The following is a 10,769-nucleotide window of genomic DNA, read 5'->3' as shown; positions in this document are numbered from 1 at the left end:
ACCTGCCCCAGTGATCTGTGCCATGCATGCCGGGAGTTGACCGAGCCGGTGCTGTCCGCCTGACGCTTTGAGCGTCGCACACGACCCTATGGGGTGCGGGCATCATAGGCGCATGCACATACTTACCGCGCTGAGGGAATTCGGCGCATCCGGTTCACTCGCCGGTATCCGCCCGCTGGAAGCGCTCCGTGACGTGACGGACCGCCTCGGGCGGCCCGAGAAATCGGGCCGTATCTCGGACGACCGGCCCTGGCCGCAGTGGTTCACCTACGGCGACGTGGTGGTGGAGACCTGCGGCTGCCGCGTCATCAACAGGGTCTCCATCCGTACCTGGTACGACACCGTGAAAATCCCAGCGGGCCGCCCCGGCGAATTCCACACGCTCACCCCCGCCACCACTTTCCAGGAACTCCGCTCCGCTTTTTCCGGCGCGGGTGTGAAGTGGCACCTGCTGGCGCAGGAGCACAGTCTGCCGCAGTTCACCGTCGAGACCGAACCGACCGGCCTCCCCGGCGTGGCGGTTCATTTCACCTTCGCCACGGACGAAAGGCCGGTCGTTGCTGAGGCCCCGTTGTACAGCGCATTCGCGATCGAGTCCGTCCATGCGTGCCCGTGACCATCCCTGGCCCACCCAGCGGCCAGCCCTACGGCGGTCCCGGCGGGAGTGGGCGGCGGGGTTCTCGCTGCTCGGATCAGTGGCAGACCGACCCTCCAGCCACTTGCCTTCGGCTGTGTGTCAGCGAGCCAGGTTCACCAGCAGCCGAACTCTGCTGGCCCGCTCACCCTGTGAGCTGCCGAGAAGGGCGAGCGGAACAGGTCGGCACGGTCAGCCGCGGCTGGCGGTGGGGTTCAGGACTGCGGTCAGCAGGCGGTTGGCCAGCGGGGTCGGGGCGCCGAAGTCCAGACTCAGGTTGGAGACTGAATAGATGCCGCGCAGGGAGAGGTCGCGGGTGGCGAACATGCCGTTGGCGTAGCCGTCGTCATGGCCGGTCTTCCCCCACAACACAAGGCCGCCCGGCAGCGGGGTGGACATCAACCCGGCGGCGAAACAGGCCTGCTTGTTGCAGGAGGTGCCGATGAACGGAACCGGCTTGCCGTCGCTGTCCTTGGGCAGCGTGAACGTCTCGTTCAGTTGGGCGGCGGGCAGCAGCCGGCCCTGGAACAGTGCGGTGATGAAGCGGTCGAGGTCGGCCGGAGTGGAGATCATGTTGGACGGGTGGGACTGTCCTGAAATTTGTGTTTGGCCTGGTGTGACCCAAGTTGGCATGAGATGGGGTCTCTGCCGGGAAGGATCACGATGGGCAGCACGAACGAGACCGGCCCCGAGGGAAACGAGCACCAGGTGCGGACGGGGGCGGAGTTGGCGCGAGCGGCCGAGCAGGACCGGGAACTGGCCGAAAACCTGATCGAGCGAGCCCGCAGGGACGGGCTGCAACTGGTCGGCGAGAATGGACTGTTGACGGGGCTGGTGAAGCTCGTCCTGGAGGGCGCGCTGGAGGCCGAGATGGCCGAGCACCTGGGCTACGAGAAGGGCGACCCGGCCGGCGCGGGGTCGGGGAACTGCCGCAACGGAACCAGCCGCAAGACCGTGCTGTCGCAGGTCGGGCCGGTGACCATCGACATTCCCAGAGACCGGACCGGGTCCTTCATCCCGCAGATCGTGCCCAAGCACGCCCGCCGCGTCGACGTCTTCTCCGAGACCATCGTGTCCCTGTACGCGAAAGGCCTGACCACCGGCGAGATCCAGGCCCACCTGGCCGAGGTCTACGGCGTGGACGTCTCCCGCGACCTGGTCTCCCGCGCCACCGCCCAGGTCTCAGCCGACCTCGCGGCCTGGCGCACCCGGCCCCTGGACCGCGTCTACGCGGTCCTGCTGATCGACTGCATCTACATCAAGATCCGCGACGGGGCAGTCGCCAACAAGCCCGTCTACATCGCAGTCGGCATCAACCTCGACGGCGACCGCGACGTGCTCGGAATGTGGGTCGGCACCGGCGGAGAAGGCGCCAAACAATGGATGACCTGGCTGACCGAACTACGCAACCGCGGCGTCCACGACGTCCTGATCGCCTGCTGCGATGGCCTGAAGGGCCTGCCCGAGTCCATCAACGACGTGTGGCCCCAGACCGACGTCCAGCTCTGCGTGGTCCACCTCGTGCGCACCAGCCTGCGGTACACGGCCAAGCAGCACTGGGCCGCGATCGCACGGCAGCTGCGCGAGGTCTATACGGCCAAGACCGCCGACGAGGCCGAGCAGCGATTCGACCGCTTCGCCGAGGAGTGGGGCGAACGCTACCCGGCAGTGATCGACACCTGGCGCCGCAACTGGGAGCACGTGATCGTGTTCCTGCGTTTCCCGGCCCCGATCCGCCGAGTCATCTACACCACGAACATGATCGAGTCGCTCAACTCCCGCTTCCGGCAGGCGACCCGCCGCCGCGGGCACTTCCCCGACGACGACGCGGCGTTGAAGGTGCTCTACCTGATGATCCGAAACCCGATCAAGAACCGGCCGAACGTCACCGGGAAGACGCCTTCCTGGAAGCAGGCCATCAACAGCCTCGCCGGCTACTACGGCGACCGCGTCACCGACCACTGACACCAATCACCGACACCAGACCACCCACAAAGAATCAGACACTCCCGCCGGAGCAGCCGGCGGCTGGTTATGTACGTGACTGCGGGAGCCGATTCGATGTGGCTGTGGGAGTCACCATCTGACCGAGTTTGCGATGTCGGTTTGTTTTGACGTCACTTGGGGGCTTGCGGTGGGACTGTGAGGTGCGCTTCTCCCGCTGGGGGCCTCATGGGTAACTCGCAGACGGAGGTCGAGTTGTACGCGGCGATCCGCCGAGATCACCGGATGAGCATGTCGTTGCGGGCGCTTCAGCGTACGCACAACGTGACCTGGAGGACGGTCCGGCGGGCTCTGGACGGGCAGTGGCCCGAGCCGCGGAAGAAGCAGCGGCGCAAGGAGTCGAGGCTTGATCGCTACAAGCCGCTGATCGACGGGATGCTGCGGGCTGACCTGGACGCGCCGCCCAAGCAGCGGCATACCGCCCAGCGCATCTACGACCGTATGGTCGAGAGCCATAGGGCCGATGACATCTCGTATTCCATGGTCCGCGTCTATGTGAAGGACCGCCGCAAGGAGTTCCGTCGGCAGGCCGGGGTGGGCCCGGAGGCGATGTTCGTGCCGCAGACCCATCTGCCGGGGGCGGAGGCGGAGGTCGACTTCGGCGAGGTCCATGTGGTGCTCGCGGGCAAGATGATCAGGGTTTATCTGTTCTCGCTGCGGCTGTCCTACTCCGGCAAGGCGGTGCACCGGGTGTTCGCCTCGTGCGGCCAGGAGGCGTTCTTCGAAGGGCATGTGCACGCCTTTCGGGTGCTGGGAGGAATACCCCGCGGCCGGATCCGCTACGACAACCTGCGGGCCGCGGTCGAGCGGGTGCTGGGGCTGGGCCGGGCGAGGGTGGAGAACGACCGCTGGACGGCCTTCCGCTCGCACTGGGGCATCGATGCCTTCTACTGCCGTCCCGGCATCGAGGGTGCCCATGAGAAGGGCGGTGTCGAGGGGCAGATCGGCTACTGCCGCCGCAACCACTTCGTCCCCGTCCCTTCTCTGAACTTTGCTGCGTGTGATTCGCGCGTGGTTCGGCGGAGCGCGATTGATGGCGTGAGTGGACCGATCCGGAGGCGGCTCCCACGCTTGATGCTCGCACCAGCGCCGGACTAGGTTGGCGGTCGGCAATGGACGATCAAGCGGGGCAGGACGCATGGCCGGGTTGGATGATCTCGTGGAGTTGTTCGGCCCGCCTCCGGCTCGTGAATCGTCTCCGGGGGACTGGGCTGAGGTCGAGGACTACGTCGGCTCAGCGCTGCCCCGCGACTTCAAGGCGTTTCTGGACGCCTATGGCACGGGCGTGATCTGCGGCGAGCTGGTCGTCTTTCATCCGCAAGGTTCCAGTCCGCTGCTTGCAAGGATGCGGAAGATCCACGAGTCGTTCGGCCAGTCGTGGCGACGTGACTCGGACGAGTATCCGTTCCGATTCCATCCCGACCCGGGCGGCCTCGTCTCCTGGGGATATGACTATTCGGGCGACGAGCACTTCTTCTGGCCGTGCGCACCGAAGCCGGACCGCTGGAAGGTCGTCACCAACGTCAACGGAGCCAGCCCCGAGGTCTTCGACGGATCGTTCACCGACTTCGTTCTCTCGTTCGTCAAGCGTTTGCGCGACGTGGATCCGCATCACGGCATCGATCCGGATGCCTTGGAGTTCCTTGAGCAGGAGGATCTCTACGAACTGGCGGCGCTCGGTGAGATCGGTCCGGTCAACCCGAGCTTCGAGCCGTTCTGATCTGCCTCGCGGTCTGTCGCGCTGGCCGAGCGACGGAAAGCTTCATTGGTTCGTCGTGGTCTGCTGTGAGTCATCGGGCTCTCCGGGAGCGCGTTCGGTGGTGGCGTGACGTCCTGCGATGTCGCGGGAGGCGGGCATACCGAGGTTGACGGCGGTGCGGCGGGCGATGAGGTTGTCGCGGATGTCCACCAGTCGCCGCCGTTGGGCCGGGTCGGCTCGCAGGAGCGGGCATCGGATGCCCCGTTGACTGAACGAAGCGTGGTGATTGTGCAGTTCAGGGCACGGATCCGGGTGTCGCGCAGTACGGTCTGCGGTCGTGACGGACGATCGTGTGCCCGAGCGGGATCTGTCGAGGTTGGCCGTTCCTCGGTGGGGTCGGCTGGTGGAGACCGGCGACCGGTACGAGCCCTACCGGCTCGTCGACGCCGACGGTGCGGCCGTGGTGCCGGTTGCGGTGTTCTTCCAGGAGCTGCTCGCAGCCGGGAAGGCGGCGGCGACGTCCGCTCCTATGGGATGGACCTGTTGCGGTGGTGGCGGTTCCTGGGTTGACCACGTCATTTCGGGAGCCACCCAAACGCGAACGACCAGTCGCCGGCCACAACTTCACCCCAGGGACATCCGACACCCTCGGACATCACTGCGGATGGACGAGGGACCTTCCGCGTCACGGGCAAAGCCGACGCCTGCGGTGGGGGCGGCGAAGTAGCTCGGAACCTCGACGGACGCCGAGGTTCCGCCGCACTCGGCTGCTGCTCCGGTAATCCACCTGCCATATCAGGCGGATTACCCTTTGCTGATGCGTCAGCGAACGCACCTTTGGGCCCGGCGGCCCGCAGGCGTCACTTCACGAGTTGCGGGTAAAGGGTCTCGATGCCCGCGGCCAGCCCCGCCTTGACACGCCGGGACAGGTCGTCGGCGAGCACCTCGTACGCTCCGGACTCGACGCCGTCGATGGCGAGCGCGGCGACGTCCCTCGGGCTGGACTTCGCCGCGTCGACGCCTGCTGCCATGTCGGTGTCGACGTAACCGACGTGCAGACCCGTCACATCGATACCGCGCGGGCCGCGGTGATCTGGGTCAGGGTCATGCGGGAGGAGACGGGGATGCCGAGGTAGCGGGCGAATTCAAGCGCGAGGGCTTTGGCGGTGGCGCCGGGCGGGACCAGGAGGTAGGCGACGGGGACCTGGTTGGCGGCGGGGCCGCCTCGGGCCTGTTCGGCCAGGTGGCAGGTGCGGCCGACTTCCAGGAGGGTGGTGGTCTTTCCGGTGGTGGGCGGCCCGGTGACGATGAGTGAGGGCCGGGCGGTGGCCTGCTGGTGGCGCCCGAGCGCCATCAGGGTGCGTGCTTCCAGGGAGGTCTGGACGATGGCGGGGGTGCGGACGGTCACGAAGCGGGAGTGGTAGGCCAGGCGCTGCTCGGCGGTGCGCGGCGAGTCTCCGGGCTTGGGCGGTTGGGGGGGGCGGGGTCGGCCACGAAGCGCTCGAACAGCTCCCAGGTGGTGGGGGAGGCGTCCTGCCCGGGCCCCGGTGCGGCAGTGGGGGCATCGGTCACCACAGCTCGGCCTCCTTGCGCGCGTCGTACAGCCCGAATCCGCTACTGCCCCGGGGCCAGGGGTCTTGACCGTCCAGTTCTTCGTCGTCCTCGTCTGCGCTGAGGTCGTCCAGGCTGTCCGCGTCCTGTCCGCCGGCCAGTTCGGTCGTGCCGACCGGCTCGTTCCCCGGTACGCCGCCAGCGTTGTGCCGGACCCCCGGGGCTGAGGCCGGGGCTGGGGCCTGCGGGTCTGGGGCGCCGGGCAGCGCCCTGATGGGTGGGTCGACGCTGCCGGGGTTCGGGTCGGTCCCGGGGCGTGGCTGCCTGGCGGGGGCGGCCGGCTGGGCCGGAGCGTGGCCGCGGGGAGGGCGGCGGGTGCGTGGCGGGTGGCGAGGTGCTGTTCGCGGGCGGTGGCGCCTCCGATGCGGACCCGGTGCAGGAGGTCGTCGAGGGCCTGGGCGAGGTCGGCTTCGTGCTGGTCGCGGGTACCGCGGCGTTCGACGGTGGTCTTCAGACGATCTCGAGAGATGCGCGTCGAACGGAAGTCCCCCGATTGGGTGGTCGCGGGGCGCGTGGCGCAGGTCATCGGCCCCGGCCCGAGCCGAGACCGGTCCGCGAGTGTGTTAAGGGTGCGCTGGTAGTCCACCGACACCACCGACCAGGCCAGCCCTTCACACCGCACCGGCACCTGCGACTCGGCTTCGCCGCGCCGACTGCACGTCCGCATCTCGCGGATCCGCGGTGACCTCTGTGTCGGCGGTGTTGCCGCCCTCGGCCTCGGCGGCCTGGTTGCGGTCGGCCTCCTCCCGCAACCCGTCGACTCGAGGACGAGAGCGAGCTCGCGCTGTTCCAGCAGTGCGACAACCGACGGCATCCTCGACGTCCTGGGAGCGACGCCACGACAAGCCACCACTCCCACGGAGTCGCCTACGCCATACCTCACCAGTGAAAAAGCGGTCCCCGCCTGGCGCTGGAGGGCATGCCGGCCTCAACGGCGACGCCTGCGGCCGCTCCTGCGTCCGCTCGCGCAGCTCGGCGGCCACGGGTCCTGGGCATGCCCCGCGGGACGGCGGCGGTCGCCGGCAGTCACACCGCGGAACGCCTGTCTAGGAACACAGGGTCCCGGCGGTCTCGATGAACAGTTCCGCGATGGCCTTGGCTGACGGTGTCGGTGGATTGTCGCGCAGCCGGGTGAGCAGGATGCGGCGAACCGGGGCCGCGGGGCCCAGGTCGATGGTGGTGACGTCATCCCGCAGGCTGGTCAGGGCGAACCTGGGGGCGAGCGTGATGCCCAGGCCGACCGCCGCCATGGCCTGGGCCTCCTGGTAGTCGTGTGCCCGGTAGGCGATCTTCGGCTCGAAGCCGGCGGCACGGCAGCTACGGGTGAGCAGCTCGGCGACCGGGTGATCGCCCCGGACGATCCAGTTCTCCTCGGCCAGCTCCTCAAAACCGGCGGAGTGCCGGGCGGCGAGCGGGTGGCTGGTGGCGACGACCAGGCAGGTGGGGTCGTCCAGCAGATGGATGACATCGAGGTTGGTCTCGTCCAGGCGCCGCCACGGGTAGTCCCACATCAAGGACAGCTCGATCTCCCGGCTCTCCAGGATGTCCATCAGGCCGGCGTTGCGGTCGCTGTGCACGGCCAGCTCGACATGCGGGTACCGGGTGCGAAAGGCGCGCACGACGCGGGGCAGCAGGGATGCGGCGATGGTGGGGAAGGTGCCGATGTGCAGGGTCCCGCTGTGCAGGCCCGCGATGTCATCGAGGGATCGGCGTGCGGCCCGCAACTGGCGATCGATCCGTGCAGCATGCTCGGCCAGAGTGCGGCCGGCCTCGGTGAGCGTGACGCCCCGGGGGTGCCGCGCGATCAGCGGCTGCCCGGCCTCCGCTTCCAGCCTGCTGATCTGCTGGGACACCGCCGAGGGCGTATAGCTCAGGGCAATCGAGGCCGCCGTGATGGAGCCCCGGCGAGCCACCTCGGCCAGCACCAGCATGCGGCGTACGTCGAGGCTCATCCCAACCGCCTTAAGTATTCATGAAAGCAGCTTCAATTTCTTTCGATTGTACTGATGGCACTGCTGGCGCATCGTCGTACCGACCGGCGGGCGGGCCGCGCAGCCGTCGACCCGCTCACCGGGCCCTGGTGAAAGAGATCCATGCTGCGGTCGCGTACGCACACAGCCCCTGATCCGTACGCCCCAGCCCCGAAAGGATCTCCGATCCGGACATCTGCTATCCGAACCCATGGGAGTACACATGACCGAGCAGTGGGACGTCGTCGTGGTCGGCGGCGGGAACGCCGGCTTCAGCGCGGCTCAGTCCGCCCGACAGCAGGGAGCACAGGTGCTGCTGCTGGAGAAGGCCCCCCGCCAATGGGCCGGAGGCAACTCCTACTTCACTGCCGGGGCGATGCGCACCAGCCACGGCGGGCTCACCGACCTCACCTCGCTGGTCGAGCCACTTCCCGCGGACCGCGCAGGACGCGTCGACCTCGCCCCCTACACCGACGACGACTTTCTCGCCGACCTGACCCGGGTAACCCAGGGAAGGACCGACCCCGAACTCGCCCGGATCCTGGTCGGTGAATCCCGCGAGACGATGACCTGGCTGCGCAGCCTCGGCCTGCGATTCGAGCTTATGTTCCACCGGCAGGCTTACGAGGTGGACGGGCGCTACCGGTTCTGGGGCGGACTGGCCGTCGGCGTGGTCGGCGGGGGCAAAGGAATGATCGACCAGCACCTTGCCGCCGCCGATCGCAGCGGCATCGAAGTCCGCTTCGACAGCCCCGTCACCGGCCTGGCCACCGGACCCGACGGCTCCGTCCGCGGCGTGATGCTCGCCGACGGGCAGCGCATCGAGGCCGACGGCGTGGTACTCACCAGCGGCGGCTTCGAGGCCAACCCGCAGATGCGGGCCGGCTACCTGGGCGCGGGCTGGGACCTGGCCCTGGTGCGCGGAACCCCGCACAACACCGGCGAGGGCATCCGCATGGCCCTGGCGGCCGGCGCGCAACCCTACGGCCACTGGAGCGGCTGCCACGCGGTGGCCTGGGACAGCCAAGCCCGAGCGACCGGCGACCGGGAGCTGACCAACCAACTCACTCGCGGAGGCTACCCGTTCGGCATCGTAGTCAACGCCGAGGGCCGCCGGTTCGTCGACGAGGGAGCGGACTTCCGCAACTACACCTACGCCAAGTACGGTGCCGAGATCCTCAAGCAACCGGCAGGCGTCGCCTACCAGCTCTTCGACGCGAAGTCCGCGCCGCTGCTGCGCCCCGAGGAGTACGCCTCGGCGGGCATCACCAGGGTGGAGTCCGACACCGTGGAGGGCCTGGCCAAGGAACTCGGCATAGACGAGGGCCGGCTGGCGGAGACGGTTGAGCGGTTCAACGCTGCCGTTGTCCCCGGTCGCTTCGACCCGACGGTCAAGGACGGTTGCCGGACCGAGGGCATCACCCCTCCCAAGTCCAACTGGGCCCAGCCGCTGACCACTCCTCCGTACGTCGCCTTCCCGGTGACCTGCGGCATCACCTTCACCTTCGGCGGGCTGCGGATCGATGCCGACGCGCGCGTGCTGGACCTGAGTGGCCGCCCCGTCCCTGGGCTGTACGCGGCCGGCGAACTCGTCGGCGGGCTTTTCTGGTTCAACTACCCTGGTGGCTCCGGCCTCACCGCCGGTTCGGTGCTCGGCAGGCGCGCCGGGCGCTCAGCAGCCGCCGACACGCGTTGACGGCGCCCCAGCCGAGTGAGAGCTCACACGGCCATGGAGGACGCACCATAAGCGCGACGTCGTCGACTGGGCGAGGCAACACGGCCGAGCCGAGAAGATGTGTAGGTTCCAGGGAGCCGTGTCCTCCGGAGTTTGGGTGACCAGCGCCTTCACGGCTCGATTCCGCAGTGGTGTCGGCGGCGCAGTCCCGTCTTGGTGTCGTTTTCTTCAGTGGACGAGAAAGCCACCGGCCGTCCAGCGATGGCGGCTCTACTCGGTGGACTCCGGTCCGTATCGCAGCAACCGCCCGCAGAGCAGCACTGCGCAGGCCCCGACGGTCAGTAGCCCGCCGGCGAGGAAGGTGGGCGGCGCGGAGCATCCGCTCGAACGTGCCGTCCGCCGTCCACCGGCGAAAACGGGTGTGCAGCGTGGCTTACGGCCCGTACCGCTCGGGCACGTCCCGCCAGGCCGTGCCTATACGGAACTTCCACACGATCCCGTTGAGGACCCTGCGGTCGTCCAGCCGCTTGCGCCCACGCGACGACACGGGCAGCAACGACAGGACGAACTCCCATTCGGCCTTCTCGCACTTCCCAATCGGCGGCCGAGTCGTCGTAGGGAGACAGGCGGCCAAGCAATCTGAGCCACAAGCGGCAGCCCACTACAAGCCACACCCGCTTCCCCTGGGGGCCCCACCTTACGAACGGGAGGACCAACCCGGAGAAAACGTAGAGCCTACTACCTCGCCTACGCGCCCCTTCAGGTCACCGTCCAGGATCTGGTGCGGGTCGCCGGGGCGCGCTGGGCGATCGAGGAGTGCTTCCAGGCCGCGAAGAACGAGTGCGGCCTGGATCAGTATGAGGTCCGCCGCTACGTGGGCTGGTATCGGCACATCACTCTGGCCATGCTCGCTCACGCTTTCCTGGCGGCTACGGCACACCAGCCCTGGGAAAAGGGGGCGGAACAGGTGAGACACCCGGGGCCATCGGGCTCACAGTGGCGGAGATTCGGCGGCTCCTGGCAGCTTGTCGTGCCCGGCCGCCGCACCTGAGCGGACACCGCGGACGACACCACGCGCTGAGCTGGTCGAACTGGCGCCGCCGACGCCAAGCAGTCGCCCGCCGCTGTCACTACCTGCGGCGTTGTCGCACGATCGAGGGGCGGTCTCCGTGAGAC

General features: G+C 68.4%; 9 protein-coding genes and 2 pseudogenes. 6 read left to right on the top strand and 5 right to left on the bottom strand.

Annotated elements, in window-relative coordinates; genetic code table 11:
• The first annotated feature begins 193 nt into the window (after positions 1-193).
• Positions 194-616 carry a hypothetical protein gene (locus LE548_RS44730; RefSeq protein ID WP_225102781.1) on the top strand — a complete coding sequence of 141 codons (423 nt, stop codon included), beginning with the start codon at positions 194-196 and terminating at the stop codon, positions 614-616.
• Between the two features lie 210 nt (positions 617-826).
• Here LE548_RS44730 and LE548_RS44725 read toward each other — a convergent pair whose 3' ends face one another.
• The gene (locus LE548_RS44725; RefSeq protein ID WP_308031230.1) at positions 827-1,207 is read right to left on the bottom strand and encodes a hypothetical protein; all 381 of its coding nucleotides are present in this window, start codon (positions 1,205-1,207) and stop codon (positions 827-829) included.
• 90 nt (positions 1,208-1,297) lie between these two features.
• Here LE548_RS44725 and LE548_RS44720 point away from each other — a divergent pair, with 90 nt between their 5' ends.
• The 3 genes from LE548_RS44720 (at position 1,298) to LE548_RS44710 (ending at position 4,358) form a co-directional block, all read left to right on the top strand.
• The gene (locus LE548_RS44720) at positions 1,298-2,599 is read left to right on the top strand and encodes an IS256 family transposase (protein WP_225102779.1); all 1,302 of its coding nucleotides are present in this window, start codon (positions 1,298-1,300) and stop codon (positions 2,597-2,599) included.
• Positions 2,600-2,806: 207 nt separating this feature from the next.
• The gene (istA, locus tag LE548_RS44715) at positions 2,807-3,736 is read left to right on the top strand and encodes an IS21 family transposase (protein WP_225102778.1); all 930 of its coding nucleotides are present in this window, start codon (positions 2,807-2,809) and stop codon (positions 3,734-3,736) included.
• 40 nt (positions 3,737-3,776) lie between these two features.
• Positions 3,777-4,358, top strand: coding sequence for a hypothetical protein (locus LE548_RS44710; RefSeq protein ID WP_225102777.1), 582 nt, complete (start codon positions 3,777-3,779; stop codon positions 4,356-4,358).
• An 839-nt stretch (positions 4,359-5,197) separates the two neighbouring features.
• Here LE548_RS44710 and LE548_RS44705 read toward each other — a convergent pair.
• The 3 genes and pseudogenes from LE548_RS44705 to LE548_RS44695 form a co-directional block, all read right to left on the bottom strand.
• A pseudogene (locus LE548_RS44705) lies at positions 5,198-5,419 on the bottom strand (short-chain dehydrogenase); the annotation flags it as partial.
• Positions 5,401-5,691, bottom strand: coding sequence for a TniB family NTP-binding protein (locus LE548_RS46335; RefSeq protein ID WP_308031232.1), 291 nt, complete (start codon positions 5,689-5,691; stop codon positions 5,401-5,403). The pseudogene LE548_RS44705 and the gene LE548_RS46335, both read right to left, overlap by 19 nt.
• 1,303 nt (positions 5,692-6,994) lie before the next feature.
• Positions 6,995-7,900: a LysR family transcriptional regulator gene (locus LE548_RS44695; protein ID WP_225102776.1), complete on the bottom strand. Its 906-nt coding sequence runs from the start codon at positions 7,898-7,900 to the stop codon at positions 6,995-6,997.
• 241 nt (positions 7,901-8,141) lie between these two features.
• On the opposite strand from LE548_RS44695, the gene tcuA reads away from it, so the two are divergent.
• On the top strand, positions 8,142-9,614 hold the full coding sequence (gene tcuA, locus LE548_RS44690) for an FAD-dependent tricarballylate dehydrogenase TcuA (protein WP_225102775.1): 1,473 nt from the start codon (positions 8,142-8,144) through the stop codon (positions 9,612-9,614).
• Between the two features lie 412 nt (positions 9,615-10,026).
• Here tcuA and LE548_RS44685 read toward each other — a convergent pair whose 3' ends face one another.
• The gene (locus LE548_RS44685; RefSeq protein ID WP_374116267.1) at positions 10,027-10,227 is read right to left on the bottom strand and encodes a transposase; all 201 of its coding nucleotides are present in this window, start codon (positions 10,225-10,227) and stop codon (positions 10,027-10,029) included.
• A gap of 144 nt (positions 10,228-10,371) precedes the next feature.
• Here LE548_RS44685 and LE548_RS44680 point away from each other — a divergent pair.
• Positions 10,372-10,644 (top strand): annotated as a pseudogene (locus LE548_RS44680) (IS701 family transposase); the annotation flags it as partial.
• Positions 10,645-10,769: the final 125 nt, after the last annotated feature.

The organism is Streptomyces sp. CoH27 (assembly GCF_020181035.1).
Lineage (GTDB): Bacteria > Actinomycetota > Actinomycetes > Streptomycetales > Streptomycetaceae > Streptomyces > Streptomyces camelliae.
This window is presented reverse-complemented; position numbering and strand designations above follow the sequence as displayed.

Bases quoted from the DNA above. Each gene is read 5' to 3' on its own strand.
- LE548_RS44725 (WP_308031230.1), bottom strand. From the start codon at position 1,207: ATGATCTCCACTCCGGCCGACCTCGACCGCTTCATCACCGCACTGTTC.
- LE548_RS44720 (WP_225102779.1), top strand. From the start codon at position 1,298: ATGGGCAGCACGAACGAGACCGGCCCCGAGGGAAACGAGCACCAGGTG.
- istA (WP_225102778.1), top strand. From the start codon at position 2,807: ATGGGTAACTCGCAGACGGAGGTCGAGTTGTACGCGGCGATCCGCCGA.
- LE548_RS44710 (WP_225102777.1), top strand. From the start codon at position 3,777: ATGGCCGGGTTGGATGATCTCGTGGAGTTGTTCGGCCCGCCTCCGGCT.
- LE548_RS46335 (WP_308031232.1), bottom strand. From the start codon at position 5,691: ATGGCGCTCGGGCGCCACCAGCAGGCCACCGCCCGGCCCTCACTCATC.
- LE548_RS44695 (WP_225102776.1), bottom strand. From the start codon at position 7,900: ATGAGCCTCGACGTACGCCGCATGCTGGTGCTGGCCGAGGTGGCTCGC.
- tcuA (WP_225102775.1), top strand. From the start codon at position 8,142: ATGACCGAGCAGTGGGACGTCGTCGTGGTCGGCGGCGGGAACGCCGGC.